The following is a 24,941-nucleotide window of genomic DNA, read 5'->3' as shown; positions in this document are numbered from 1 at the left end:
GCCATGTCCGGCCTCGAGACCGCGGTGGGGACTGCTCTCGTCGACGGCGATAGCGCGGCGCTCGTCTCGGGAGCCGTCGGCGTCGACCCGTCAACGAACCTCGTGGCCGGTGTCGGCATCGGAACGCTGCTGGTGTTACTCGTGCTGTCGGGGTTTTTCTCGTCGGCGGAGATCGCAATGTTCTCGCTGGCCCATCACCGAATCGAGGCGCTCGTCGAGGAGGGGAGACCGGGTGCAGGGACCGTGCAGGCGCTCAAAAGCGACCCCCACCGGCTGCTGGTGACGATCCTCGTTGGGAACAACCTCGTCAACATCGCGATGTCGTCGATCGCGACCGGGCTGTTCGCGATGTACGTCGGACAGGGGCAGGCGATGGCGGCGGCAACCTTCGGCGTGACCGCCGTTGTCCTCCTCTTCGGCGAAAGCGCGCCGAAATCCTACGCGATCGAGAATACGGAGTCGTGGGCCCTCTCGGTCGCTCGACCGCTACAGGTCTCGAAGTACGTGCTGTACCCGCTGGTGGTCACGTTCGATACGTTGACCCGGCTGGTCAACCGCCTGAGCGGCGGCGGAACCGCCGTCGAGTCGTCGTACGTGAGCCGCGAGGAAATCCGGGAGTTGATCCGGACTGGCGAGAACGAGGGAATCATCGAAGCCGACGAACGCGAGATGCTCCAACGGGTGTTTCGGTTCAACGACACCATCGCAAAGGAAGTGATGACGCCGCGGCTGGACGTGGCCGCCGTCGCCCGCACGTCGACGGTCGACGCCGCCGTCACGAAGTGCGTCGAGAACCGCCACACCCGCCTGCCGGTCTACGAGGGCGACCTCGAGACGATCGTCGGCGTTGTCGAACTCGGCGACCTCGTTCGCGACGATCGGTACGGCGAGTCGGACGACGACGCCTCGCTCGAGGCCCACATCGAGGAGACGTTACACGTGCCGGAGAGCAAATACATTGACGAACTGTTCCGCGAGATGCGCACCGAGCGGGTCGAACAGGTCGTCGTGATCGACGAGTTCGGGACGACCGAAGGGATCGTCACGACCGAAGACATCGTCGAGGCGGTCGTCGGCGAGATACTCGATACGCAGGAAAGCGAGCCCATCGAAGTCGTCGACGAACGGACGGTGCGAGTCAACGGCGAGGTAAACATCGAAGCCGTCAACGACGTCCTCGAGATCGAGTTCCCGGAAGGCGAAGAGTTCGAGACGATCGCCGGCTTCGTGTTCAACCGTGCCGGGCGACTCGTCGACCCCGGCGAGACGTTCGTGTACGACGGTGTCGAACTGACCGTCGAACGCGTCGACGAGACGCGGATCAAACGCGTCCGAATCGAGGAACCCGATCCGTCGATGGCCGACGATTCGAGTGTCGCTGCCTCGAGTTAGCGAACCGGTTCCCCGTCACTCGTTTTCGAGGGAGACAGACTCGAGTCCGTACTGCAATTCCGTCGGGTGAGGGGTGTAGCCGGTGACTTCGGCCGCGGTCGCGATGACGGTAGTGTAATCGGTGATGACCGCGATCGGGACTTCTTCGGCGATGATAGCCTGGATCTCGCGGTAGCGCTCGCGCCGGGCCGCGTTATCGTCGAGCGCCCGCGCCTCCTCGAGAAGCGTATCGACGCGATCGTTCTCGTAGCCGTGGTGTAGCGTCGCCGCCGTCGAGTGGACCATCTGGGTGAGGCGGTCGGGATCGGGGTACCAGAGGGTACCCCACGACGTGAAGTAGGCGTCGAACGAACGCTGGTCGACTCGATCGGCCATCGCGCTGTACTCGAGGACCGTCACGTCGACGTCGATCCCGACGTCGGCGAGGTGGTCTTGCATCACTTCGGTGATGATCGGGAGGTTTCTGGCGTCGAACGTGAGGAACTCGACGGAAAGCGACGTTCCGTCGCGGGTTCGGACGCCGCTGGAGCCGTCGATCCACCCGGCGTCCGAGAGCAACGTCCGGGCCCGCTCCGGATCGTACGGATTCCGGTCGAGATCCGGATTCGCCCACTCCGTGATCGACGGGGAAAACGGGGACGCGGCGGGGTCAGAGATGCCGCCGAGGATCGACGCCGTGATCGCCTCCCGGTCGATCGCGAGCGAGACGGCCCGCCGAACCCGCTCGTCGTCGAACGGCTCCGAGTCGGTGTCGAACGTGAGAAAGCGAATCCGGGGAATCTCCGGCGTGTAGACATCGATTCCGTCGGTCGACTCGAGCGAGTCGACCATCTCGTGGGGAAGAATCCGCGCCATCTCGAGTTCGCCGTTCTCGAGTTTCAGCCGACGGGTCTGCTCGTCCGCGACGACCTCGTAGCGGACGGACTCGAGGGTGGGCGACTCCCCGTAGTAGTCGTGGGGGACGGCCCGAATCTCGGTTTCGGGTTGGAACGAATCGACGGCGAACGGGCCGGTAGAAAGCAGGTCGGTGACCGATCCGTCCGCGTCGACGGCGTCGGGGCTGACGATTACTGCTTCGTTTCGCGAGAGGTGTGCCGGCAGGGGAGCGAACGGCGTCGCCGTCGTCACGGCGACGGTCGTTTCGTCGACCGCCTCGACGGTCTCGATCGGGATGTCCGCGAACGCGGCGGCGTTGGCGGTTCGACGGAGCGAGGCGACGGCAGCCGTCGCGTCGACGGCGGTCCCGTCGTGAAACGTGACCCCCTCCCGAAGCGTAAACTCCCACCGCCGGTCGTCGAGTCGCTCCCACTCGGTCGCCAGTTCGGGAGCCGGAGCGGCGTCGCCGTCGACGCCGACGAGTGCCTCGGTGATGCCGAGTCGGCGAAGCATGCTGCCGCCGTCGAGGGGGTCCCGGGTCGGCTTCCACGGACCGCCGATCCGGAAGTCGGCCGCGGCGGATTCGCTCGAGAGACAGCCGGCGATGGCGATCGTCGCGGTCCCGAGCGTCGTTTGCAGTGCGGTTCGGCGGTCCATCGAGAGTCGTGCGTTACGTGTCATTGCGTGGGAAGTCGTCAGTAGCCGGAATCGCGTCCAGCAGCGTTTGCGTGTAGGGGTGTGACGGCGTCGAGAGCACCGAGCGAGCGCGACCGGTCTCGACGAACCGGCCGCGATCCATCACCGCGACCCGATCCGCGACGTGGTGAACGACCGCGAGGTCGTGGGAAACGAACAGATACGCGAGGTCGAGGTCGGCCTGCAGATCGGCGAGCAGGTTCAGGATCGTCGCCTGAACCGAGACGTCGAGAGCGGCCGTCGGCTCGTCCAACACGAGCACGGACGGCTCGAGTGCGAGCGCGCGGGCGATCGCGACGCGCTGGCGCTGCCCGCCGGAGAGTTGCTTCGGATACCGGTCGCCACAGTCGGGCGAGAGGCCGACCAGCGAGAGCACCTCCGCGACGCGGTCGGTGCGCCGTTGCTTCGACCAGCCCGCCTCGAACAGCGGGTCCGCGATCGACTGGGCCACCGTCCGCTTCGGATCGAGACTCCCACTGGGATGTTGGAAGACGACACCGAGTTCGGCGAGTTGGGCGCTCGTCCGCGCGTCGACGCCGACGACCCGCTGGCCGCGGAGTCTGACAGCTCCGTCGTCGGGTTCCTCGAGTCCTGCGATGAGTTTCGCGAGCGTCGTCTTGCCGCAGCCGCTTTCGCCGACGAGACCGACGGTCTCGCCGGGAGAAAGCGCGAGCGACACGCCCTCGACGGCCGGAATACGCTCGTCCGAACCGAGGAGGCGGTCGAGGAGCGCGTCGGACTGTCGGAACGACTTCGTGACACCCTCGAGTTCGATAATCGGCTCGCTCGAGCGAGCGGACTCTGCAGCGGGCTCTCGGCCGTCGGACTCGGTCATCGGCGAGTCGGCGGTCGCGCGGCCAGTTGCCGGCGAATCGACCGCTGGGTCATCGACGGGCGTGTTCACTGCGGAGGCGGCCGTGCCGCCGTCGACGGCCAGCGCCGACGGATCGGACGGTCCGCTCGACGGCTGCGTCGTCTCCGTCGCCCGTCGCCGGTCGTGAGCCGACTCGAGCGAGGCGTTCCGCGCCGCGGGCACGTCACACCGAACCGTCCGCTCCGGACCGGCCGAGACGACGGGCGGGTCCCGCTCGCGACAGTCTTCGGTCGCGAACGGACAGCGTTCGGCGAACGTACACCCCGCTGTGGGAGCGGTGGCGTCCGGCGGCGTTCCCTCGACCGTCGGAAGCCGTGAGCCGGGATCTGCACGGCCCGGCAGACACTCGAGCAGCGCTTTCGTGTAGGGGTGGGCGGGATTCGATCGGATCTCCTCGGTCGGCCCGCGCTCGACTACGACGCCGTCGTACATGACGACGACCCGGTCACACAGCGCCGAGACGACGTCGAAATCGTGGCTGATCACCAGCATCCCCATCCCGCGGTCCTCGTTGAGCGCGGCCAGTCGCTCGAGGATGGCTGCTTGCGTCGTCGTATCCAGCGCCGTCGTCGGCTCGTCGGCGATCAGCAGGGACGGTCGTCGGGCGAGCGCGATCGCGAGCATCGCCCGCTGGCGCATGCCGCCGCTGAACTGGTGGGGGTAGGCGTCGATCCGCTCGTCGGGACGCGGGATGCCGACGGTCTCCATGAGCTCGAGAACCTCCGACCGGAGGTGCGTCGATCGGAGGCGAGAGCTCATCCCGAGGGCCAACTCCTCGAGGAGCGGCTGGCGATCCGGCTCGCGGTGGATCCGCAGCGCCTCGGCGATCTGCTCGCCGATCGGGTACACCGGGTTCAGCGTCGCCGACGGGTCCTGAAAGACCATCGCGAGCTCCCGACCGCGAAGCCGCCGGAGCGTCCGGTCGTCGGCCGTCGTCAGCTCTCGGTCGCCGTAGCGAACGCTGCCGTCGACGATCTCGCCCGGCGACTCGAGTCGAACGATCGAGCGCGCGGTAACCGACTTTCCGCAGCCGCTCTCGCCAACGAGACCGACTGTTTCGCCGGGTGCGATGTCGAACGATACGCCGTTTACCGCGTGGACGGTGTCGGATCGGGTCCGAAACCGGACGTGGAGGTCGTCGATTCGAAGCGTGTCTGCCATCGTTACGTTCGCCTCCGTTGGCGGTCGTCGAGGTGATCGGGATCTAATACGTCTCGCAGGCCGTCGCCGAGCAGGTTGAAGGCGATGACGGTCAGCATGATCGCAACGCCGGGCGCGGTGACGAGCCACGGTGCCGATCGCAGGTAGGTACGGCTGTCGGCGATCATCGACCCCCACTCGGGCGTCGGGGGCTGGGCACCGAGCCCGAGATACGAGAGGCCGGCGGCCGCGAGTACGACCGTTCCGAGGTTGAGCGTCGCGAGGATCATCACCGGACTCGCGACGTGGGGGAGCAGGTGCCGGCGGACGAGCCGGTGCCACGGCGTCCCGTAGAGTTTCGCCGAGCGGACGAACGGCCGCTCCTTAATCGAGAGGACACAACTGCGAACGACCCGCGCGTACGACGCCCAGCCGACGATCGAAAGCGCGATGACGACGTTTCGCAAGCTCGGCCCGAGGACGCCGGCGATCACGAGCGCGAGCACGAGTCCGGGGAAGGCGAGTTGAATATCGACGAGTCGCATCAGGAGGGTGTCGACGACGCGGCTGCCGGTCGCGGCGAGCAAGCCGACTGTCGTCCCGATCACGAGGCGCACGACCGTCGCCCCGAGCGCCAGCGCAAGCGAGAGGCGGGCCCCGTAGGCGAGTCTGGTGGCCACGTCGCGGCCGAGGGCGTCGGTCCCGAGCGGATGGGCGAGCGACGGCCCCCGTAATCGGGCCTCGAGGACCTGCGCCGTCGGATCGTATGGTGACACCGCCGGACCGACGAGGGCGAGAGCCACGAGCAGGAAGACGAGCCCGCCGCCGACTCGGATCGAGGTGTTCGTCCGCGGGACGAGTCGGCGAGCCCGCTCGAGGAGGGCGGCCAATCGAGTTCGGTCGAGGACGCGCTCGGCGTTCGCGTCGCTCACGGTCGCTCACCTCCGCGTCCGCGTTCGATGCGGGGATCGAGCGCGATGTACGCGAGATCGACGAGCTGGTTGGTTACGGCGAACGCGGCCGCCGTCACGACGACGACGCCCTGAACGATCGGGTAGTCTCTGGCGAAGACGGCGTCGACGAGTAGCGTTCCCAGCCCGGGACGCTGGAAGACCGCTTCGACGATGACCGCGCCGTTGATCACCGTGCCGAACTGGAGGCCGACGATCGTCACGACGGGGACGAGCGCGTTCCGGAGCGCATGTTTGTACACGACGAGCCGCTCGCGGACGCCTTTCGATCGCGCGGTATCGACGTACTCGGCATCAAGGACCTCGAGCATCGACGTTCGAACGAGCCGCGTCACGATCGCGGCCATGCCGGTGCCGAGCGTGAGCGCTGGCAACACGAGGTGACCGAGGGTCCCCGCGCCGCCGACGGGCGTCAGGCCGAGCCACAGCGAACACACGAGGATCAGCAGGTAGCCGAGCCAGAAGTTCGGCATCGAGACGCCGATCAGCGCGGTGATCTGGCTGGTCCGGTCGATCCAACTGCCGTGGTGGACGGCGCTTACCACGCCCATCGGAACGGCGACCGCCACCGAGACGGCCGTCGCCGCCAGCGCGAGCTCGAGCGTGTTCGGCAGCTGTGCGAGCACCAGCGAGGTGACGGGCTCGGACTGATAGTAGGAGGTGCCGAGATCGCCTTGGAGCGCGTCGGTGAGCCACGATGCGTACTGGACGAGGAACGGATCGTCCAGTCCGTGCTCGGCGCGGAAAGCCGCAACTTCGGAGGCCGACGGGGAGCTCTGACGCTGCTCTCTGAGGATCGTGTGCGCCGGGTCGCCCGGCGTGAGAAACACGAACCCGTACGTGATCATCGAGACGCCGACCATCACGGCCGACAGGGATCCGAGTCGGGCAGCGAGGGCGCGCAACATCTCAGTGGGAGGCGTCGACGGACAATCGCGCTCGAGCGCCGCGAGGGGTGACGCGACGGTGGGATCGCGCGGACGCGGTCGTCCGTCGGGCGCGGTCGATTCCGGGCGACCGACGACGGGACCCGTCGCCCGCCGCCGGAGCAGTAGTGAACGGGGAATTCATACAAGTTTGGTTGAAGTACTGAAGGTTTAGTTGTAATGGTTCGGATTTCGTCGCGGCCGGGCCGTCCGATTCGATGATGCGGGTCGGCCCGCATTCGAAACCGGAGGACAGCAGTACGACTCGAGCGGGCTCGTCACACCCGACCGTTCGAGACCGACTGCGGTTGGTACCGGCACAAACCGAGTCGAGCGCTAGTCTGCTCGGGTCCGCGCTCTCGACACGCTCGGCGAGCAACTCGATCGGAGTTGCTATCGTTAGTCCCATTGTTACTAACACTACATTCTTAGAATGGAATTATAAATAACATTTGTATTGAAGTTAATAACTTTCAGTCCAACGGTCGCCGCGGTTCGCCTACGAGAGTACCGGCGGGGAACGCGGTACAAGCCGAGTGTTCGCGAGGCGCGCGCTAACGTCCGAAAGGCGGACGCCGACCGAAATCCGAACCGACGGCCGAACTCATTCGGTGGGTCACTCCCTCCGAAACGGCTCCGTATCCGCAACCTACTCGACGGTCCGCACGGCGAACGTGACTGATACCGATTGCTGTACCGATTTACCGGCGCAACCGCGACCCGGGCGGCGGTTGCGCCGAAAATGGCTTACAGTAAACCGTATGAGAGAATGATTGCGGCCGCTCGCGGAGCTCTATCGAAGGAGAGAGTGGTCGTTTCCTATCGCACCCGCATCGTGCGCGTTTTCGCCGAGCGGTCGGCGCGGCCGGTCATCGAGGCGTAGCGAACTGACGGGTCAAACGAGGATTTGAACGTCCGATTCGGCCATGTGTTGCAGGGCGGTCGCAGCACCGACGCCGACGGTGACATCGTCGTAGAGGTCGTCCTCGTCGTACCCCAGCAGATCGACAGTCATCTGACAGGCCTGGAGATCGACGCCCTGCTCGAGGGAGAGGTCGATGAGTTCCTCGATCGTCGCGGTGCCGTTCTCGTCGATTTTCTTTGCCATCATCCGCGTCGCCAGCCGGTCCATTCCGGGAAGGGCGGCGATCGAGTTCGGCAGCGGCATGTTCGGGTTTCCGACCGCCGACAGCTGCAGTTCCCTCGACTTCTCCTCGTGAAGGATGTCGAGCCCCCAGAACGTGTGGAAGACGACGACATCCCAGCCGAAAGCGGCCGCCGTGCTCGCGAGGATCAGCGGTGGATAGGCCATATCGAGGCTTCCCTTGGTCGCAACGATGGTCATCTTCTTGTGATCGTCACCCGCGTCCGCGCCGGCGAGCGACGCCTCGAGTTCCTCGACGCGCTCGCGCAATGCCTGCAACTCGGCGGCGTCGAATTCGGGGTCGGGCTCCGTGTCCGCCCCGTCGGCCGATGTCGTCGGGTTGTCCGTGCTCATTATTCGGTTTTCTTCACGTAGTGGGTGTAGCGACCATCCGCCTCGACCTGCTCGAGGAGTTCGACGCCGCCGGTGCCGTCGGCCCACCCCTGAATGTCGCTCACGCTGCCCGAGTCCGTCGCGACGACCTCGAGCACGTCACCGGCCTCGAGATCGTCGATCGCCTGCTTGGTCTTGACGACGGGCATCGGGCACGACTGTCCTATCACGTCTAGCGTCTCCGCGGTCTGGTAGTCCGAACTCATTGTTTTGTGCCCCGTATTGGAGCTACCACACAATATTGTTTGCGGCGTTATAAGGACACCGGTTATTGTACAATACACGAACAACACTTCCAATGCCGAAACAAGAATATGCCGCCATAGAGCCCCCTGTTCCGAGCCAAATTAGGTAGGCTAGCATCGATATATGCCCTTAGCGAGCAGATTGTATTGCACATATTGTGAAATACCATGGGAATCCTTAAGTGCCCGTAACCGGTACTGGACTCCGACGACATGGACGACATGGATCTACCGATGCCGGATGCCGAAGTCGAATCGGTCAGCCCGGGCAAGTTGAAAGAGCGTATCGACACAGGAGAGACAATCACGCTCCTCGACGCACGCATGGAATCGGAGTACGACGAGTGGCATATCGACGGCGAGACCGTCGAGTCGATCAACGTCCCGTACTTCGAATTCCTGGACGAGGAGATCGACGCCGACGTTCTTGAACGGATTCCCGACGATCGCGAAATCACAGTGCTCTGTGCGAAGGGGGGCTCGAGCGAGTTCGTCGCCGCGACGCTGCAAGAACGGGGGTACAACGTCGATCACCTCGAGGATGGGATGAACGGCTGGGCGCGCATCTACGAGCGCGTCGAAGTCGAGCGCTACGACGGTGCTGGAACGCTCTACCAGTACCAGCGCCCCTCGAGTGGCTGTCTCGGATACCTCGTTGTCGACGGGACAGAGGCGGCCGTGATCGATCCGCTGCGCGCGTTCACGAGTCGGTATCTCGAGGACGCCGACAACTTCGACGCGGAGCTAACGTACGCGATCGATACGCACATTCACGCGGACCACATCTCAGGGATCCGCGCGCTCGACGCCGTCGGTGTCGAAGGCGTTATCCCCGAGGCGTCGGTCGACCGGGGTGTTACCTACGCCGACGAGCTGACGCTGGCCGCGGACGGCGACGAGTTCGCGGTCGGCGACGCGACGATCGAAACGGTCTACACACCCGGCCACACCTCCGGGATGACCTCGTACCTGATCGACGATTCGCTGCTCGCCACCGGCGACGGTCTCTTCATCGAGAGCGTCGCACGCCCCGACTTGGAGGAGGGTGACGACGGCGCACCCGAGGCCGCCAGTCAACTCTACGAGTCGCTACAAGAGCGCGTGCTGACCCTGCCCGACGACACGCTCGTCGGCGGCGCACACGTCAGCGACGCGGCCGAGCCCGCCGATGACGGCACCTACACGGCACCGATCGGCCAACTCGTCGAGCGGATGGACGCCCTGACGATGGACGAAGCCGAGTTCGTCGAGTTGCTCCTCTCGGACATGCCACCCCGCCCGGCCAACTACGCGGACATCATCCCGACGAACCTCGGCCAGCAGGAAGTCGACGACGAGGCGGCGTTCGAACTCGAGCTCGGGCCGAACAACTGCGCCGCGAGCCAGGAATCGCTCGCCGGTGACTAACGTCCGATGGTAGCTGACCTAGTCACGCTCGAACTGGTCGCCGCGCTGTTCCCCGAGGGAATCAGCCGCTACGCCGTTGGCGGGGTACTCGTGGGCCTCGGCGCGGTCGTAATTTATATCGGGACCGGGATCCCGGCCGGGGCGAGTACGTTCCTCGAGTCGACGCTGTCGTACGCCTCCGAGCAGTCACGTTTCCAGCAATACGTCTCGTCCCGGGACTGGCGCGTCGTGTTCACGCTCGGCATCGTCTTGGGCGGACTGGCGTTCGCAGCGACGGTCCAATCCGGGATGATTGCGACCTCGCTCTACCAGCCCGGAACGACGGGCGAACTGTACGAGGTCGGCGGCGTGACGCTTTGGTCGACCGACGTGCAGGCCTGGCGGCTGTTGATCGGCGGCGTGCTCGTCGGGATCGGCACCCGAATCGGAAAAGGGTGTACGTCCGGCCACGGCGTCTGCGGCGTCGGCTCGGCGTCGAAGACCTCGATCATCGGCGTCGTGACGTTTCTAACGGTCGCGATCGTGACCGCACAGTTCGTCGCGATGCTGGGGGTGAGTCCGTAATGTGCGAGACAATCACATCTCGAGATGGCGAACGGCGAGGTGAGGAGCCGTGAGTCGGAATCGACATCCCCTGTTCATGCCGTTGGTCCTCGTTGGCGGCCTGCTCTTCGGGTTCGGACTCGGGTTCAGCCAGATGGCGCGTCCGGAAGTCGTGCTGAACTTCCTGCAATTCGAGGACTTCGGACTGCTGTTCGTCATGTTCGGCGCGGCAATCGTCTCCGGAATCGCGTTCGCCGTAATGCCCCGGCTCCGAGACAACGCGCCGCTGACGGGCGACCCGTACGAACGCCGACTGAAGCCGTTCGACCGGAACGTCCTGATCGGCGGCGGGATCTTCGGCGTCGGCTGGGGGCTCTCGGGAATCTGTCCGGGCGCTGCCTACGCCAGCCTCGGCGTCGGCAACGTTTCCATCCTGTGGGCGCTTGCCGGCATGTTCACCGGCGCGTACCTACAGGGAGTCTGGCGCAGCAAGCGCGCCGGAGCAGACGCGGCTCCGGCGAGTGCCGACTAACGTCTCTCGTCGCGAGCGCTCGCGGTGTGCCGAAACGATTCGGTTCGTCGCTGGTGTCAGGCCGTTCGCTCCGGCGGGACGAGCAGTACGTTCCCGTGTGCCCGCGCCACGATGTCTTCGGAGACGCTGCCGAGCAACAGCCGGCGGAGCCGGCTGTGACCGCGTGAGCCGACGAGGACCGTCGTCGGATCGTACTCGGCCTCCGCGGCGAGAATCTCGTCGGCGGGATCGCCCCGCCGGACCTCGGTTCGCGTCTCGATGCCCCACTCCTCGAGTCGCGTTGCCAGTTCCGCCAGTCGGGCTTCGGGATCGACAGCCTCCGGAAGCGCCGGATCTTTCGGCGTTTCGACGTGAACGAGCGTCGCCTCCCGCGTCGCGTGACGAAGATACGAGAACGCCTCGAACGCCCGCTCGGCGTTCTCCGAGAAGTCCGTCGCGTACAGCAGCCGTCGGAACAGGTGTTCGCGGAGGATATCCGGCTCGTCCGTCCCGCGTTCGACGCGGTTGACGAGCAGCGGAACGACCGTCGTTCGCGCGAGATTTCGCGCGGTCGAGCCGATCACGCGGTTCTCGAGCGGGCTCTCTCCTCGTGAACCGACGATCGTAAGGCTAGCGCCGATCGCCTCCGCGACCCCGTTGAGACGACGGTGGGGTGTGCCACGGACGACGTGTGCCTCCACGTCGAAGCCCGCGTCTTCGATGACACGACGGTAACGCCCGAGTGACTGCTCGCGTCGCTCTTCGAAGTCGATTCCGGGCATTCCAGCGTGAACGTTCGACGGAATCACGGTCACGAGATGGAGTTCCTCGACGCCGATTCGGCCGAGACACTCGAGGCAGGTCTCGCTCTCGATCGTCGCCTCGCTGGCGGCGGAGAGGTCGGTCGCACAGATCGCTTTCATACGGATCGTAAGAATCAGCGCCATAATATTGTTTGGGTTAGCCAATATTAATTCCGACTCACGATCGGTTCCGATTCGTCGGCTCGCGGTGACGTTCGTCACGACAATCTGTAAGACGCAATAATATTTGGGCCGAGTCGCGTCATCCGCGCCCCAGTAACGGCGACGGTCGACCGTCCGGTACCAGTATTTCCGTAACGTATCCGAATATTCTCGTTGGATAGTCGTGAGATAGACTGCAGTAATATTGTATAGTATTCCCAAAAGCGTTATACCCGTCCTCCGGGTAGACGATACCGAGCAGAAAACCATGCTACGCACACAACCGAACCGTGGTGGTCGATCCCGATGATCGACCTCGCCGCGTCTTCGTCGACAGTACAGGCAAGCGCACTCGTCGGCATCGTCCTCCTCGAAGCGTTCGTCCTCTACATTGGGTACGGCGCACTCGAGTCCGTCGTCGCAGCCACTCTCATCCAAGCGATCGAAGACAAATAGATGGAACTCCTCGGAATCGCACTCACGACGCTCGTGCTATTCGTGGGCTTTGGCTTTATGGTCGGCATTCTGTTCGGGTTCTTCGGAATGGGCGGGTCGTTCCTCGTCACGCCTGCGCTGCTCGTGATGGGGTATCCCGCCAGAGTCGCCGTCGGGAGTGGTATGGCGTTCGTCTTCGGAACCGCCGTCATCGCGACGCTGAAACACCGCGACCTCGGACAGGTCGACTACAAGCTCGGCGCGCTGATGATCGCCGGAACGACGACCGGCATCGAAGTTGGCAGCCGACTGGTCTATCACCTCGAAAAACTGGGGCTCGCCAGCGGCGCGATCGGTGTCACGTACGTCATCCTGCTGGGTGTCGTCGGGCTATTCGTCACCCGGAACGCGATCAAAAACGACGGTGAAGACGACTCGAGCGACGGTACCCACGAGCGGTCGGACGAAGCGTTCGATCCGGACGCAATACCGGATATCGCGAAGACGATTCAGTCCTACCGCGTGCCGCCCATGATGACGGTCGCAGGCGGGATCGAGGTGTCGCTGTGGGTGATTCTGGTCGTCGCGTTCGCGACGGGCCTGCTGTCGGGCTTTCTCGGCGTCGGCGGCGGGTTCATCAAGATGCCCGCGATGGTCTATCTCATCGGCGTCCCGGTTCCCGTCGCAGTCGGAACCGATCTGTTCGAGATCGTCTTCTCGGGCGGGTTCGGGGCGTTCACCTACGGACTCAACGGCGGCGTCGACCTCTCGATCGTCGCGCCGCTGCTCGCCGGGAGCGCGCTGGGTGCCCGGATCGGCTCCGCCGCGACGACCATCGTCGACGAAGACGACATCGAGATCTACTTCGGGCTGATGCTGCTGGGCGGATCGGTCGCCGTGGCGTTCCAGCAGGCCGGCGACTACTTGGCGATCGAGGCGTTCAACACGGTCGGTTTCGCCCTGATCCTGCTCTCGGCGTTTGCGGTCAGCGGGGCCGTAATCTACAGCACCGTCACCGCGGTCCGAAAGCGGTCGAAATCGTCCGCGGCGTCCACAGATTGACGTCACAGCGGACCGCTCGTTGCCGTCCCATGTCGGCTCATTGAGATTGCACAATATTCACACAACCCTTATGCCGGCACGGGCCCTACCACGCGGTAGTAAAATGGCAAACTCGATGGCAGAGCAACTACAACAGGACATGGAGTGTGAGGGGCTGCTGGAGTGTATCCACGGGCTCAAACAACTCGACAAGGACTGCTTTCGCGTGCTGGTCGAGAGCGAGGAAGCGCTGACGATCGACGAGGTCGCCGACCGGGTCGACCGCGAGCGTTCGACCGCGTACCGCTCGATCCAGCGACTGCTCCAGAGCGGGTTCATCCAGAAAGAGCAGATCAACTACGAAAAGGGCGGCTACTACCACGTCTACTACCCGACGGATCCGACCCAGATCGCCAACGATATGCAGCGGATGTTAAACGACTGGTACGCGAAGATGGGGCAACTCATCCAGGAGTTCGAGGACAAGTACGAACACGCCGAGGCCAACACCGAAGTCCCCGCCGAGAGCTGACCGGATCGGCCGCTGAGAAACCGAGCGAGCCACGAAAATACAACCGGTCCGTTTCGATCGGCGCTTATCGGTGCCGATCCGCGACGAAATCCACCGTGTCGAGCGGATCGTCGAACGCGCCGACCAGTTCCTCGAGGGCGTCCGTCGCCGTGAGTAGGCCGACGATCTCGCCGTCGGATTCGACGAGCGCGAGTTCCTGATGGGGCGCTTGGAAGTCGTCGATGGCGTCACTAACGGGCGTCTCGGCGACGAGCGTGTTCGGCGGCGTCGCGAGGGCCGGTTCGGCGACGATGCCGACGGCGATACTCGTCGCACTGATTCCGACTTGACAGCTCGTGAGGTAGATCTCGAGGTCGCCGGAGCCCCGGTTCATCGAACGTCGATTCCGGGTACTGTCTGACCCGAGTGAGGGCGAACTCGATCGCGACGAAGAAGGCGTTCGCGAGTATCAACCCCATTCCGGCGAACAGCCTGAGACCGATTTCGAGGGGGTTCACTCCGGCGGGGCCTCGCCCCAGTGTCGCAAAGAACACCGTCAGTCCCTGCGCTCTGAGAACGCCGTCGCCGGTGGCACCGATCGATCCAACGCGTACACCATGAGTTGCCCGGCATGGACAGCAGTGATGTCCCCACCTGCCTGACGGCAGCGGACTCGAGTTCACCGATCACCGCAGAACGCAGGAGAGTACTGTGTACGATTTGATGCGTAGTTGCTAATTAAACGCACAACAATAGTCGAATTTCGCAAAAAGATGGACCCCGTATTTCACGTTATTGTCCGATAGTACCGCCGTAGTCGTCTCAGTTGCGAACGAAGACAGTGCGCACACGTCAGCTCCCGACGCCACTGTATTGTGCAATACGCACAAACTTTAAGCGCCTTGGGTCCGTACGTGGAAGTGATGACAACTGATACACGCGGCGGTTCTGACCAGTCGATGAACGATCCACTCCCCATCGAGGGCGAAGACCACCTCGAGGCGGTCACGGCGGAACACGACGTGGTTCTCGTCGACTTCTACGCCGATTGGTGTGGTCCCTGTCAGATGCTCGAGCCCGTCCTCGAGGGACTGGCCGACGAGACCGAGGCCGTGGTCGCGAAAGTCGACGTCGACAGCCACCAGCAACTCGCGGGATCGTACGGCGTCAGAGGCGTGCCGACGCTCGCGCTCTTCGCAGACGGCGAACAGGTCGAACAACAGACTGGCGCGCTCCCGGCGGATCGGCTCCGCGGGCTGATCGAGCGCTACACCGAATAAACAGAGTCATCGATCCGAGAGACGAATCCGTCGGTCGGCCAGTACCCGATGCCCGCTCTTATTCTCTGGCACACCTCGACCGTCGTCTCCGTCTCGAACGCTCGTCCGAAAGAATGGGGACCGTGGGGATCAGCCAAATTGAACCAGTTCGTAGAACACTGCTTAGTCGTCATCCCGCGGGTCGTATCTCCAGGCTCGCTCGTCATCGTACGAAACGGCATCCGCCGTCGACGGCGTCGCCGACCCGTGGTGGACAATCGCATAGAAGAGCGCGCCGAGCCCGGCCGCGAACAGGATATCCTCGCTGAACTGAAGGAGTAACAGTTCAGCGAGCGTCAAGTGGCGGTCAACCGATATTCGGAAGAGAAAGACCGGGTCGATGAGCGTTCCCAGCAGAATCAGGGCGAAACCGATGGCCGCAAACCGGTATGACGGCTGCTCACTATTTCGTCGATACGCGAGAACACTCAGCCCGGTCAAGAGACCGCCGGCTACGATCGCCCCCATATTGCTGAGCAGATACGCCCACAGCTCCAGCGAGTTATCCATTATGCGGCTCACTCCAGAAGTGTGGCCAGTCGACCCGATCGTTCGTTCCTCGACTCACGTCTCGATAGGAGTTCGCCAATCCGCCAAGGAATCCATCCAATCGATCGACGGGCGAATCGTCCCAGTCGAAAATGATTGCAAAGACTTGCTCGAGGACGGGATGGTCGACCGGAGCGACCTGCCCGGTGGACGGATCGAAGTCGAGGAGAGACAGTTCCTCGAGTTTCGGGAGATGGACGTGATGGAGCGAACGGGAAATCGCCTCGCTCGAGGGCACCGCAGACCGGACCGAGTCCGGGAACCGGCGGCGAATCGCTCGTGTGAGGTCGGCTCGTGATTGCGTCCGGTCGGCACCGAGTTCCGTCAGGACGATCCGCCGATAGTCGTGAGCCAGCGCCGAAAGGACGGCGTCTAGTTCGTCGGCTTCGAGCTCGAGCAACTGTTCGAACCGCGGGTCATCGAGCGCCGGGTGTGCGGTCGTTCGAACGACGTCGGCGTCTCGGTCCCACGAAACGAAGTTTGCAGCGGCCAAAGCCGGCAGATGAACGTGAGTGAGTCGGGTGTACAGCACCTCGGCCGCTGCGTCGCTGGGCGATGCGGTCCCCTGCGTCGTGGTGGTAAGGTGGGCTGTAAGTTGCTCCGTGGAAACCGCTGATTCCCACCCGTTGAGGGCGCGGAGGCTCTCTCGGCGGGTTCGGGGTGCGATACACTTGAACGTCGGATTTTCCGGATAGACCCCCGTTGTCATTGCACTACGAAGCGATTACATCGGCTAAAACCTTGTCACAGCATACTCATACCGTCGGGATATCGTGTTTATCGGTTCCACTGACAGTACCATCGTAAGGGTCCGAATCGAAACCGAGACACCCGATTACTCGACCATCGTGGTTAAGTCGGGTCGATGGCACGGCCTGTGAGGTGCAAGCGGATACCCAAGCACACCACGCCTCCTTGCGAGGCCCGACGCACTACTCACAAACCACAGCCGAGACCCCGATGGTCTCGGTCAGGGTGCCTTCGGGGACGCACGACCGACGTGCTGTCCCACGAGGGAATCCTCACCCTTCAGGGCAGGGAGGATGTCAATCACGGCGGAAAACAGAGCTGTCAGAACCGGCACCGAGCCGCCGTTTTCGCGGCCGCTACAGCTGGAATTCGAAGCGGGCACCGCCGCTCTCGCTGTCTCGAAGCACGGCGTTGTTGAGCAGGTTTTCCAGCAACGAACTGAGGCGGCTTTCGTCCGCCTCCACCGCGATCGGCTCGTCCTCGAGCACCAGGGTCGCTTGACCCGACTTCGTTTCTGTGCGTTTCGTGTTTCAGTCGGTCAGGTGGTCTCGCGGTAGCCGACGCGGTCAGAACGGGAGGAATCCGAGTCTCGAGAGTTGCCAACTGAACGCGAGTCCCAACAGCGCCAGTATCGTCTGGTGGACGCGTGCGGACAGCGACCAGTACCGATACCGCCACGCGAGTACTGCACCGGCGGTCGTGACGAGCGTGAGGACGCCGATGAGAAACGGGAGAACAAGGGCGATCCGCAACGGGAGCGGGCGCGTGAAAAGCGTGAGTTCGCCGCCGGTTTCCAAGACGACCACGAAGAGCGCGACGAACGCGATCGAAACGCCGCTCAGCCCGACGCCCGCCGCACGGGCGAGCCATGGGAGACTGGTCAGGCGACGGTCGAGGCCGCGCGGAATCCCACTTCGGCCGTCGTTCTCACGCGCACAGCCGAACGACTGCTGTGTGGAGTTCTCGTCGCTCATTGGGGATCCCCCGTGTCCGACTCGTCCTCGCTTCGGGACCCGTTCCAGCGCCGCCGGACGCTCGAGCCGGCCCGCCCGGTCAGGGAGAGCGCGAAGCCGGCCAGCGCCGTTCCGAGGACGCCACCAGTGACGAATCGCCGGTCGTGTAGCGGGACGGGTTCGTAGACGCCGGTGGGGTCGCTGTTCAGGTGTGCCGCTTCCACGTCGCCGTCCGAGACGTCGAAGGCGAGGATGTCGCGGCCGTCGACCTCCCGATAGACGTACGGTTCGGTCTCGACCCACCGCCGAGAGGTCCCGCCGAGCGAATCGGTGACGAGTCGGCCGTCGTCGGCGGGGTCGACGAGCAAGCGCTCGAGCACGTCGACGACTTGGAGCGGGCCACTCTGGGGGAGAGACGTGAGGCTGTACTCGCCGGCGACGGTTGTAGCGCGCTCTCGCCCGCCCGCTCTTGCCGTGGGGCGGGGCGATTCCGGCTCCGGTTGGAGATCGTACTCCGCGACGATCTCGTCGACGACGGCCGCGGGCGGCTCGCTCGAGTTGCTGTTATAGGCCACGAAGATACCGGCGTCGCGGTCGGGAGCGAGCAGCAGGTGGCTCGCGAAATGTACCGTGGCCCCCGAGTGGGCGATCAGATCGGCGTTCGGTTCACCGTACTCGTGGAACCCGTATCGCCAGTTGGTGACTGCCGGGTGACGAACGTGGTGGCGGTCGTGCATTGTATCCGCCGTCGCCGCGTCGAGAATCCGCGCGTTGCCGACCGTGCCGTCGCCGAGGTGTGCGCTCATGAACGCCGCCATGTCCGTGGCCGTCGTGCTCAGCGACCCCGCGGGCCGCATGTCGATGTACACGCCGTCGGCCGGGACGAACGATCGGCCCTCGCGGACGTGTGGTGTGGCACGGTCACCGGGCCGTCCCGATGGAACGGGCTGGGCAAACGTGCTGTGAGTCATGTCGAGCGGATCGAAGAGTTCCGACTGGACGAACGCCTCGAAGGGGGTCCCGTGGGCTTCGGCGACGACGTGTCCCGCGAGCGCCGCGCCGTAGTTGGAGTAGCCGACGCGGTCGCCGGGCGGCCGAACGCGCGAGCGCTGCTGATCGGTAAGAACCGCCTCCAGCGGTGCCAGCTCGTCCGGATCGTCGACAATGCCCGGATCGAGCGTCGATTCGAACCCGGCGGTGTGCGTGCCGAGGTGCCGGAGCGTCACGGGGTCGTCGTACGTATCCGGGACCGTGACGGCGGAGTCCTCGAGGTACGCGTTGACGTCCGTATCGAGGTCGAGCACGTCCCGTTGGACGCCTCGCATGACCGCGGTGAAGGTGACGAGTTTGCCGACCGAGCCGACCCGGAACACCGTCTCGTCGGCCCGGACTGGAACGTCGGCGTCGACGTCGGCGGACCCGTACCCGCGGGTGAGGACCGGCGTCTCTCCGCTGACGATCGCGACGGTCGCACCGGGCGTCACCGTTCCGATGCGTTCGGCCATCGCCTCGTCGACGAACGCCTCGAGTTCGTCCGGGCTCGCGAACGGCTCGTCGTCCGACCGCGAGTCGCCGGCTCTCGGGCTGGTAGTTTCGCTCGGTTGGCCGGCTGCAGTATCGAGACCGACAACTTCGAGGCCACCGAGGCCGCCGAAACCGGCGAGAAACGACCGTCTCGAGGTGCTAGTGATGTCGCCGTTCATCGTGGGATGGGTCGGAAGCATGTGGAGTTGACCGGGTGTCGAGGTTGCGGGGGCGTGTGCATGACATTGGTCGCTCACCTCGGCGTCGCGTCGATAGCGGTGACGAGACCGAAGAACGCGGTTGAGACGTTCTCGACCTCGAGTCCAGCTCGATCGACCGTCGCGAGCGGGTCGTGGTTCAACCGGCAGCCGTTGTGCTCGTACTGTGATTCGGCACGTCGCTCTTGGAGTCGGGCGAGCAGGGAGCGGTCGCTGGGACTGTGCTCGAGCAGTCGGATCTCGCCGTCGGCGGCACAAACTCGCTCCATCTCCCGCAGCGCCGCGATCGGATCGGGGAACGTACACGTCGAAAACGACGAGATGACTGTGTCGAAGCGATCACTGGGGACGGCAAGTGACTGAGCGTCCATCCGGTGGACGGTGCCGTCCAGCCCGAGTCGCTCGAGTTCGTCGCGAGCATGGACGAGCAGTTCGTCGCAGATGTCGATGCCGACGACCTCGCTCGCCGACGAGAGATACCGGAAGTTGCGTCCGATGCCACAGGCGACGTCGAGAACGCGACCGGTCGCGTGCTCGAACTGCCGGCGGCGATAGCGACCGGCGAAGAGCCGGTCGAGGTACCGCCACCGAGCGAGGTCGTCGGCGACCGCCGCGTACGCGTCGGCGATCTCTTCGGCCGACAGCGAATCGCTCCCGCTCGATCGCTGTCGGTCTGGCTGTGGTCTGGCCGTTCGATTCGGCCGGTCCGTCGATTCAGGGGAGTTCCTCGAGTGCATGGTGTGTCTCGTCTCCGTTGACTGCGAGTACGGGTCGGGCCAGCGATACCGATAAAAGTATCGGACATTTGATAATTTGTCGGATTCGATTCAAAAGCAGTATTGAGCGGAAACTCGAGCAACGACGCGCTGCAGATCAGGATGCAGCGGAGCTCCCGCTCAGTGCTGCCAGCCGCTCAACGATGATTTCGTAAGACTTCTGTCACGAACGTCAAAACGCGTCGGTTTCGCGTCGCACGCGCTCGGTCTGCACCACCGTCGCACTCGAGTCGAGGGAGAGCCGAATCGCGTCAGTTCCGTGGCGTAACACGACCTCGTACTCGTCGGGATCAAAGCCGACCCGGTCGGACGTCCAGCGACCCTCGCGGACGTATTCGTGAAACTCCCAGAGACCCTGTGCCGTCAAATCGATCCCGCGATCCCAGTGGAACGCGATCGACGCCGGATGAGAGGCGACGCTGTAGGTCAACGGGCTCGTGTACTCTCGCAGACACGCCTCGCAGGTGCTCGTCACGACAAACGAGTCGGCATCCGGCAGCGGACTCTCCGGCACCGGAACGACGTCGGCCGAAAGGGCTGCCCGACATTCCGGACACATCCCCCGTCGGATCTGCCTGAAATCCACCGTACTCCGGAATTGCACGCTTCGAATCAGTTCGTCACCGTCGCGCGTCTCGACCTGTGCAGGCGTTATCGGCTGCCCCGTTACCTGCTGGTCACAGGCCGTACAGTCGATACGGAAGAACTGGTGGGACAGCCTCGCCTCGAGCGCGTTCGCCCCGCAAAAAATACACGTGCCGGCGACCGGTTCGGGACCGAACGACGCCGGCCGCTCGTAGTTCCGCGAGAGAATGAACCGAACGATCCGTTCTCCGGCGTGGGAAAGCGAATACCCGTCGTCGCGTTTCCGCAGGTAGGTTCCCGCGAGTTCGCCGAGGTGGTACGAGAGTTTCGACGTGTTCTCGACCGCAACCCGCTCGTAGATTTCGGAAAACGCGAGTTCAGCGGCCCCCGAGCCGACCCGCTCCCGTTCGGACTGTGCGACGGCGACGGCGCAAAGAATATCGATCCGGGTCTCGTCGGCGAGCAGGCGAAAGATATCCGCGGCGGAACGATCCTCCGTCATGGGTCTGGTAGTCGCTTCCACTTCCGCGTCGGTATTGAAACCACCTGCCGGTCCCCGATAGACAGCGGCCGCTCGTACAGCGGAGCGACCAGCGAGCGCATCGTTAGGGGCTAACGGTCGGTCTCGGCGTCGTACTCGCGGACGAGTTCGCCGACGTACCAGAATTTGAGCAGCATCGACCCAGCTCCGGCGAGTGCGGTTCGAAGCGGTTGCCGGCGATAGGCTGCGATAATCGCGTAGAGAGTGACCGGGATGTTGACCGCGTTGAGAACGTTCGGATACGTGATTCCGATGACACCGCGGTCTCGGTCCTTCCACCATCGCTCGGCGAGGACCACGCGAGTCATCCACGAGTCGTCGGTTTCCGGCGGCGAAAACAAAAGCGGGTTGAGAATCGTAAAGACCACCGCGGCTGCCGCTATCTTCCACTCCCGGTGGTAGATCGCGTAGAGTATCGCCGGGAGCACTACCGTGCGACTCCACCCGCTCTTCGGATTCGAATGTCGCCGCCAGAACGTCTCCTCGAGTCGGTGTCGATCGGATACCACAGCACTAGTCGGATACCGGCCGGCCGAGCATATATCCCCCTGTCGCCACTGACGACCTGCGCTGTTGGCGAACGGACCTCGAGCACCCAGTTTCACGAATCGATCGGTCGCCGATGACACGCGATCGAACGCACGTTTTTAAACGGTTGAGTCCGTAGCTCAGACAGAGCCGATCGAACGGAGAACATACCGTGCAAGAAAAGCTATCTACCGCGGTCGAGGGCGTATCGCGACGAGCAGTACTGACCGGCGGGGCCGCCGTCGGCGTCGGAACGATTGCAGGGTGTCTCGGTGAGACGGACGAAAGCGGGGAAGGAACCGACCCTGAAACTGATGACGGCGACCAGCGGGGCGATGTCGGAAGCGACGTTAGCGACGAAACGAGCGCGCTCGCGGCGGAGATGGTCGACGCGATCGACGACGATCTCTCGGTAGCCCAATGGCAGCTACACGATATGTTTGTCCCCCAGTACACCGACAGCACCGGCGTCGACGGAGACATCCGGATTCTCGGCGACGCATACACCGACATCGTCGATCAGGGGTTCGACCGGCGGTCGATGCCGACCGCTCTCGATGAAGACGGGATAACGGATTTCATGTTCTATCTCGAGCCCGAATGGGCGACCGCGTATCTCGACGGCGACCTGACGAAAGAAGAGTACTACGCGGAAATCGAAGCATCAAAGCACTGATCGAAACCCGGACCGTGCACCCGGTCGGCGTCGATCCGGGATCACCTCGAGAAGGAAGGTACGGCAGTGAGAGACATGGTCGCGGTCGTCAGTTCTCGTTCCCATCCGAAACGACGAGATTCCCCAACCCGTCTCGGCCGAACCGGACGACGATCGCCGCCCCGAACAGATCGAAGACGAGATCGACGACAGTGTCGAACCGCCCGTAGTGGACGAGCAAGGGTTCGAATCCGACCCGGTCGCCGACTGCGTGGACGACGTACTCGAGTCCCTCCCAGATGATGCCGAGTCCGAGCGTGGTTCCGGCGACGAACGCGGGTCGGGATCGGCTCGAGAGTCGACGCTCCGCGCTGACAGTGGATCGATACAGCACGTCAGCAGCGCCGGCGATGACGACGCCTGAGAGCGTGTGCGCGAGGTGGTCCCACCACCAGATGCGGTCGTACGGGCCGAGCATGCCGAGCGTGTGGACCAGCGCCGCCGTCGAGATCCAGCCCCGCTGCCACGGGCGAAAGCGAACGTCGTACCGGCGCTCGACGTATTTTGGAAGTGAAACGAACAGCAGCGAGAGGACGCCGTTGACGATCACGCTCGGGTCGCGCCGCCGGAGTCCCGCCGCGAGTCCGGCGACGACCCCGCCCTGCAGGAGGCGGTTCGCGACCGTCCAAACGCCGGTGTCGACCGGCAAGCACACCCGCACAGAGGGCAGTGTCATCGATAATTCGGTACCGTTCCGTGGCAGCACCGCGGGCAGCATAATCGTTGGCCGTGTTCCTGCAGTCTCCGGTGAGATCGCGTCGTAGAACGATCCGTCGGCACGCCCTTCGGATGTCGACTCTCCTCCGAGAGGTCAAGGTGTATACCGGACCGGAACGTAGACACCGACCGTCATGTACGACCGCATTCTTGTTCCCGTCGACGGGAGCGATTCGGCGACAGTGGCGCTGGACCATGCACTCGAGGTCGCAGACGACCACGAGTCGACCGTTACCCTCCTCTACGTCGCGGACACGAACGAGCCGAGTCAGACCCGGATCGGGACCAACGTCGTCGACGTCCTCGTGCGCGAGGGCGAGGAAATCGTTTCTGACGCCCGCGAACGGGTAGCGGACCGCGACGTTCCCGTGACCACGGACGTCGTACAAGGCGGGCCCGCTGACGCGATCGTCGACTACGCCGAACGGAAGGATGTCGATCTCGTAGCGATGGGAACCCACGGCCGGGACGGCCTCGAGGGCTACATCATCGGAAGCGTTGCGGAGCGCGTCGTCAACGCAGCGCCGATGCCAGTACTGACGGTTCGTGCGACTGACACCGTCCCAACGTACCCGTACGAATCCGTCCTAGTCCCGACCGACGGAAGCGACCACGCAGGGGTTGCACTGGAGTTGGGCGCGGACATAGCAACCCGAAACGACGCGACCGTACATCTGCTTACGGTTCTCGAGGAGCAACTGGTCGGCTCGCTCACCGATCAAACCGACCGTGAAGATCACGCAGCGGATCTCCTCGCGGACGCCGAATCGACGGCGGCCGATCTGGGCGTCGCCGACGTCGTGACCGCCGTCGAAACGGGATCAGTCCCGGAACAGATCACGTCCTACGCCGATAGAGAGGGAATCGATCTCGTCGTCATGGGGACACACGGCCGGACCGGGCTCGACGAACATTTTCTCGGGAGCATCACCGAACGAGTGCTTCGCAGCGTCTCGAGTCCCGTTCTGACGACGAACCGAGACCCGGACGCCTAGCAGTAGTCGGTAATTCGGTTTCGGTATTCAGGGGAGAGGATGTGAAAATCACGTTCAGTATAGGCTGTGCAGTGGGCACACTACCATCCACTGAACAAAGCGAAGGGGTTCACTGCTGGCGAGACCGGAGAGCGAGCCAGCAGCCTTTTAGCGTAGATTTTTGCGATGAGTGGATCCCGCAGCGAACGCAGTCAGCGAGGAAACCCCTGTGAGAAACAGTAGAGGGAAGTCGTAGCGTGCACTCATTTCACGAAAATCGCTACATGATACAGAGAGTTTCAACAGGGACGATGCTATGCCGCTACAGGTAAATTCAAGCGGATTTCTTCGAGATCCAATGACCAGCAAAGTCTCCGATACCACCGAACAATAAACTCATACCGATCATAAATGGGTAGACTAGGAGGAAACCGAATGCATATTGGAGAACAGTAGACTCCAGCGTGAACGCAGTCGGTCGAGTACCGATACGAAGGACGAGTGCTGCTGGTCCGAAAACGAGAATCGGTAGCCCACCGGCGTATCCACCGACTTTCAACGCGTCTCGCCGCGTACCAGTATGAAGATAGCCAGCAACGACTCACCCAATGATCTGGCCGGACCCAGCCGATGGGCCGGACGGATTAAATAATGCAGCTAGATTGTATTCCAACTCTACGATATTTATTAGCGTACAAAGTACTACGGCCCAAAACATAGTC

The 24,941-nt window shown here is 63.8% G+C and carries 27 protein-coding genes and 2 pseudogenes; 10 read left to right on the top strand and 19 right to left on the bottom strand.

Going from position 1 to position 24,941, the window contains the following annotated elements; translation table 11 throughout:
- Nucleotides 1-3 precede the first annotated feature (3 nt).
- On the top strand, nucleotides 4-1,392 hold the full coding sequence (locus tag ACJYUO_RS18065) for a hemolysin family protein (RefSeq protein WP_494346725.1): 1,389 nt from the start codon (nucleotides 4-6) through the stop codon (nucleotides 1,390-1,392).
- Between the two features lie 15 nt (nucleotides 1,393-1,407).
- Here ACJYUO_RS18065 and ACJYUO_RS18060 read toward each other — a convergent pair whose 3' ends face one another.
- The 6 genes from ACJYUO_RS18060 to ACJYUO_RS18035 form a co-directional block, all read right to left on the bottom strand.
- Nucleotides 1,408-2,949 carry an ABC transporter substrate-binding protein gene (locus tag ACJYUO_RS18060; RefSeq protein ID WP_494346724.1) on the bottom strand — a complete coding sequence of 514 codons (1,542 nt, stop codon included), beginning with the start codon at nucleotides 2,947-2,949 and terminating at the stop codon, nucleotides 1,408-1,410.
- Nucleotides 2,939-4,999 (bottom strand): dipeptide ABC transporter ATP-binding protein, encoded by a 2,061-nt coding sequence (locus ACJYUO_RS18055; protein WP_494346723.1) that lies wholly within the window; start codon nucleotides 4,997-4,999, stop codon nucleotides 2,939-2,941. Before ACJYUO_RS18055 ends, ACJYUO_RS18060 begins: the two co-directional genes overlap by 11 nt.
- A gap of 2 nt (nucleotides 5,000-5,001) precedes the next feature.
- Nucleotides 5,002-5,910, bottom strand: a complete 909-nt coding sequence (gene nikC, locus ACJYUO_RS18050) for a nickel transporter permease (protein WP_494346722.1) — start codon at nucleotides 5,908-5,910, stop codon at nucleotides 5,002-5,004.
- Nucleotides 5,907-6,857: a nickel ABC transporter permease gene (nikB, locus tag ACJYUO_RS18045; RefSeq protein WP_494346721.1), complete on the bottom strand. Its 951-nt coding sequence runs from the start codon at nucleotides 6,855-6,857 to the stop codon at nucleotides 5,907-5,909. Before nikB ends, nikC begins: the two co-directional genes overlap by 4 nt.
- 913 nt (nucleotides 6,858-7,770) lie before the next feature.
- The gene (locus ACJYUO_RS18040; RefSeq protein ID WP_494346720.1) at nucleotides 7,771-8,373 is read right to left on the bottom strand and encodes a DsrE/DsrF/DrsH-like family protein; all 603 of its coding nucleotides are present in this window, start codon (nucleotides 8,371-8,373) and stop codon (nucleotides 7,771-7,773) included.
- Nucleotides 8,373-8,618 carry a sulfurtransferase TusA family protein gene (locus ACJYUO_RS18035; RefSeq protein WP_494346719.1) on the bottom strand — a complete coding sequence of 82 codons (246 nt, stop codon included), beginning with the start codon at nucleotides 8,616-8,618 and terminating at the stop codon, nucleotides 8,373-8,375. Before ACJYUO_RS18035 ends, ACJYUO_RS18040 begins: the two co-directional genes overlap by 1 nt.
- 252 nt (nucleotides 8,619-8,870) lie before the next feature.
- Between ACJYUO_RS18035 and ACJYUO_RS18030 the strand changes: the two genes are divergently transcribed.
- The 3 genes from ACJYUO_RS18030 to ACJYUO_RS18020 are packed head-to-tail and all read left to right on the top strand — an operon-like array spanning nucleotide 8,871 to nucleotide 11,139.
- Nucleotides 8,871-10,064: an MBL fold metallo-hydrolase gene (locus tag ACJYUO_RS18030; RefSeq protein ID WP_494346718.1), complete on the top strand. Its 1,194-nt coding sequence runs from the start codon at nucleotides 8,871-8,873 to the stop codon at nucleotides 10,062-10,064.
- 6 nt (nucleotides 10,065-10,070) lie between these two features.
- On the top strand, nucleotides 10,071-10,628 hold the full coding sequence (locus ACJYUO_RS18025) for a YeeE/YedE family protein (RefSeq protein ID WP_494346717.1): 558 nt from the start codon (nucleotides 10,071-10,073) through the stop codon (nucleotides 10,626-10,628).
- A 49-nt stretch (nucleotides 10,629-10,677) separates the two neighbouring features.
- Nucleotides 10,678-11,139 (top strand): DUF6691 family protein, encoded by a 462-nt coding sequence (locus ACJYUO_RS18020; RefSeq protein WP_494346716.1) that lies wholly within the window; start codon nucleotides 10,678-10,680, stop codon nucleotides 11,137-11,139.
- Between the two features lie 56 nt (nucleotides 11,140-11,195).
- On the opposite strand, the gene ACJYUO_RS18015 is transcribed toward ACJYUO_RS18020, so the two are convergent.
- Nucleotides 11,196-12,041 (bottom strand): universal stress protein, encoded by an 846-nt coding sequence (locus ACJYUO_RS18015; protein ID WP_494346715.1) that lies wholly within the window; start codon nucleotides 12,039-12,041, stop codon nucleotides 11,196-11,198.
- 348 nt (nucleotides 12,042-12,389) lie between these two features.
- Between ACJYUO_RS18015 and ACJYUO_RS18010 the strand changes: the two genes are divergently transcribed.
- The 3 genes from ACJYUO_RS18010 (at nucleotide 12,390) to ACJYUO_RS18000 (ending at nucleotide 14,091) form a co-directional block, all read left to right on the top strand.
- Entirely contained in the window at nucleotides 12,390-12,539 is a 150-nt protein-coding gene (locus ACJYUO_RS18010; RefSeq protein ID WP_494346714.1) for a DUF7512 family protein, read from the top strand.
- A complete protein-coding gene (locus tag ACJYUO_RS18005; RefSeq protein ID WP_494346713.1) occupies nucleotides 12,540-13,580 on the top strand; it encodes a sulfite exporter TauE/SafE family protein in 1,041 nt (346 codons plus the stop codon). It begins immediately after the preceding gene.
- Nucleotides 13,581-13,683: 103 nt separating this feature from the next.
- The gene (locus ACJYUO_RS18000; protein ID WP_006433078.1) at nucleotides 13,684-14,091 is read left to right on the top strand and encodes a helix-turn-helix domain-containing protein; all 408 of its coding nucleotides are present in this window, start codon (nucleotides 13,684-13,686) and stop codon (nucleotides 14,089-14,091) included.
- A gap of 64 nt (nucleotides 14,092-14,155) precedes the next feature.
- On the opposite strand, the gene ACJYUO_RS17995 is transcribed toward ACJYUO_RS18000, so the two are convergent.
- Nucleotides 14,156-14,314 (bottom strand): hypothetical protein, encoded by a 159-nt coding sequence (locus ACJYUO_RS17995; protein WP_494346753.1) that lies wholly within the window; start codon nucleotides 14,312-14,314, stop codon nucleotides 14,156-14,158.
- A 45-nt stretch (nucleotides 14,315-14,359) separates the two neighbouring features.
- Nucleotides 14,360-14,588: pseudogene (locus ACJYUO_RS17990) on the bottom strand (CNNM domain-containing protein); the annotation flags it as partial.
- Between the two features lie 405 nt (nucleotides 14,589-14,993).
- On the opposite strand from ACJYUO_RS17990, the gene trxA reads away from it, so the two are divergent.
- Nucleotides 14,994-15,350, top strand: coding sequence for a thioredoxin (gene trxA, locus ACJYUO_RS17985; protein WP_494346712.1), 357 nt, complete (start codon nucleotides 14,994-14,996; stop codon nucleotides 15,348-15,350).
- Between the two features lie 162 nt (nucleotides 15,351-15,512).
- Here trxA and ACJYUO_RS17980 read toward each other — a convergent pair whose 3' ends face one another.
- From ACJYUO_RS17980 to ACJYUO_RS17945, 8 genes are all read right to left on the bottom strand, one after another.
- Nucleotides 15,513-15,899, bottom strand: coding sequence for a DUF7521 family protein (locus tag ACJYUO_RS17980; RefSeq protein ID WP_494346711.1), 387 nt, complete (start codon nucleotides 15,897-15,899; stop codon nucleotides 15,513-15,515).
- Nucleotides 15,892-16,647 (bottom strand): DUF7344 domain-containing protein, encoded by a 756-nt coding sequence (locus tag ACJYUO_RS17975; RefSeq protein ID WP_494346710.1) that lies wholly within the window; start codon nucleotides 16,645-16,647, stop codon nucleotides 15,892-15,894. The genes ACJYUO_RS17980 and ACJYUO_RS17975 overlap by 8 nt, the downstream gene beginning before the upstream one ends.
- A gap of 397 nt (nucleotides 16,648-17,044) precedes the next feature.
- Complete coding sequence (locus ACJYUO_RS17970; protein ID WP_494346709.1) at nucleotides 17,045-17,176, bottom strand: hypothetical protein; 132 nt, start codon at nucleotides 17,174-17,176, stop codon at nucleotides 17,045-17,047.
- Nucleotides 17,177-17,254: 78 nt separating this feature from the next.
- A complete protein-coding gene (locus ACJYUO_RS17965) occupies nucleotides 17,255-17,662 on the bottom strand; it encodes a hypothetical protein (protein WP_494346708.1) in 408 nt (135 codons plus the stop codon).
- Nucleotides 17,659-19,422, bottom strand: coding sequence for a serine hydrolase domain-containing protein (locus tag ACJYUO_RS17960; protein ID WP_494346707.1), 1,764 nt, complete (start codon nucleotides 19,420-19,422; stop codon nucleotides 17,659-17,661). The genes ACJYUO_RS17965 and ACJYUO_RS17960 overlap by 4 nt, the downstream gene beginning before the upstream one ends.
- Entirely contained in the window at nucleotides 19,419-20,120 is a 702-nt protein-coding gene (locus tag ACJYUO_RS17955; protein WP_494346706.1) for a class I SAM-dependent methyltransferase, read from the bottom strand. The genes ACJYUO_RS17960 and ACJYUO_RS17955 overlap by 4 nt, the downstream gene beginning before the upstream one ends.
- 211 nt (nucleotides 20,121-20,331) lie before the next feature.
- Nucleotides 20,332-21,246, bottom strand: coding sequence for an ArsR/SmtB family transcription factor (locus ACJYUO_RS17950; RefSeq protein ID WP_494346705.1), 915 nt, complete (start codon nucleotides 21,244-21,246; stop codon nucleotides 20,332-20,334).
- A gap of 110 nt (nucleotides 21,247-21,356) precedes the next feature.
- Entirely contained in the window at nucleotides 21,357-21,794 is a 438-nt protein-coding gene (locus ACJYUO_RS17945) for a DUF6653 family protein (protein ID WP_494346704.1), read from the bottom strand.
- 191 nt (nucleotides 21,795-21,985) lie between these two features.
- Between ACJYUO_RS17945 and ACJYUO_RS17940 the strand changes: the two genes are divergently transcribed.
- Complete coding sequence (locus ACJYUO_RS17940) at nucleotides 21,986-22,489, top strand: DUF8159 domain-containing protein (RefSeq protein WP_494346703.1); 504 nt, start codon at nucleotides 21,986-21,988, stop codon at nucleotides 22,487-22,489.
- 88 nt (nucleotides 22,490-22,577) lie between these two features.
- Here ACJYUO_RS17940 and ACJYUO_RS17935 read toward each other — a convergent pair whose 3' ends face one another.
- Complete coding sequence (locus ACJYUO_RS17935) at nucleotides 22,578-23,204, bottom strand: DUF2238 domain-containing protein (protein ID WP_494346702.1); 627 nt, start codon at nucleotides 23,202-23,204, stop codon at nucleotides 22,578-22,580.
- Nucleotides 23,205-23,379: 175 nt separating this feature from the next.
- On the opposite strand from ACJYUO_RS17935, the gene ACJYUO_RS17930 reads away from it, so the two are divergent.
- Nucleotides 23,380-24,240 (top strand): universal stress protein, encoded by an 861-nt coding sequence (locus ACJYUO_RS17930; protein WP_494346701.1) that lies wholly within the window; start codon nucleotides 23,380-23,382, stop codon nucleotides 24,238-24,240.
- Nucleotides 24,241-24,553: 313 nt separating this feature from the next.
- On the opposite strand, the pseudogene ACJYUO_RS17925 reads toward ACJYUO_RS17930, so the two are convergent.
- Nucleotides 24,554-24,808 (bottom strand): annotated as a pseudogene (locus tag ACJYUO_RS17925) (DUF5518 domain-containing protein); the annotation flags it as partial.
- Nucleotides 24,809-24,941: the final 133 nt, after the last annotated feature.

The sequence above is a fragment of the Natrinema sp. CRL1 genome (genome assembly GCF_059162405.1).
Note: the sequence above shows the minus strand (reverse complement) of the source record. Positions and strands in the feature narration are given on the sequence as shown.

Bases quoted from the DNA above. Each gene is read 5' to 3' on its own strand.
- ACJYUO_RS18000 (WP_006433078.1), top strand. From the start codon at position 13,684: ATGGCAAACTCGATGGCAGAGCAACTACAACAGGACATGGAGTGTGAG.
- ACJYUO_RS18035 (WP_494346719.1), bottom strand. From the start codon at position 8,618: ATGAGTTCGGACTACCAGACCGCGGAGACGCTAGACGTGATAGGACAG.
- ACJYUO_RS18015 (WP_494346715.1), bottom strand. From the start codon at position 12,041: ATGAAAGCGATCTGTGCGACCGACCTCTCCGCCGCCAGCGAGGCGACG.
- ACJYUO_RS17965 (WP_494346708.1), bottom strand. From the start codon at position 17,662: ATGAGCGACGAGAACTCCACACAGCAGTCGTTCGGCTGTGCGCGTGAG.
- ACJYUO_RS17980 (WP_494346711.1), bottom strand. From the start codon at position 15,899: ATGGATAACTCGCTGGAGCTGTGGGCGTATCTGCTCAGCAATATGGGG.
- ACJYUO_RS18025 (WP_494346717.1), top strand. From the start codon at position 10,071: ATGGTAGCTGACCTAGTCACGCTCGAACTGGTCGCCGCGCTGTTCCCC.
- ACJYUO_RS18065 (WP_494346725.1), top strand. From the start codon at position 4: ATGTCCGGCCTCGAGACCGCGGTGGGGACTGCTCTCGTCGACGGCGAT.
- ACJYUO_RS17935 (WP_494346702.1), bottom strand. From the start codon at position 23,204: ATGACACTGCCCTCTGTGCGGGTGTGCTTGCCGGTCGACACCGGCGTT.
- ACJYUO_RS18030 (WP_494346718.1), top strand. From the start codon at position 8,871: ATGGACGACATGGATCTACCGATGCCGGATGCCGAAGTCGAATCGGTC.
- ACJYUO_RS18005 (WP_494346713.1), top strand. From the start codon at position 12,540: ATGGAACTCCTCGGAATCGCACTCACGACGCTCGTGCTATTCGTGGGC.
- trxA (WP_494346712.1), top strand. From the start codon at position 14,994: ATGACAACTGATACACGCGGCGGTTCTGACCAGTCGATGAACGATCCA.
- ACJYUO_RS17930 (WP_494346701.1), top strand. From the start codon at position 23,380: ATGTACGACCGCATTCTTGTTCCCGTCGACGGGAGCGATTCGGCGACA.
- ACJYUO_RS18055 (WP_494346723.1), bottom strand. From the start codon at position 4,999: ATGGCAGACACGCTTCGAATCGACGACCTCCACGTCCGGTTTCGGACC.
- ACJYUO_RS17975 (WP_494346710.1), bottom strand. From the start codon at position 16,647: ATGACAACGGGGGTCTATCCGGAAAATCCGACGTTCAAGTGTATCGCA.
- nikB (WP_494346721.1), bottom strand. From the start codon at position 6,857: ATGTTGCGCGCCCTCGCTGCCCGACTCGGATCCCTGTCGGCCGTGATG.
- ACJYUO_RS17955 (WP_494346706.1), bottom strand. From the start codon at position 20,120: ATGCACTCGAGGAACTCCCCTGAATCGACGGACCGGCCGAATCGAACG.
- ACJYUO_RS18060 (WP_494346724.1), bottom strand. From the start codon at position 2,949: ATGACACGTAACGCACGACTCTCGATGGACCGCCGAACCGCACTGCAA.
- ACJYUO_RS17950 (WP_494346705.1), bottom strand. From the start codon at position 21,246: ATGACGGAGGATCGTTCCGCCGCGGATATCTTTCGCCTGCTCGCCGAC.
- ACJYUO_RS18010 (WP_494346714.1), top strand. From the start codon at position 12,390: ATGATCGACCTCGCCGCGTCTTCGTCGACAGTACAGGCAAGCGCACTC.
- ACJYUO_RS18040 (WP_494346720.1), bottom strand. From the start codon at position 8,373: ATGAGCACGGACAACCCGACGACATCGGCCGACGGGGCGGACACGGAG.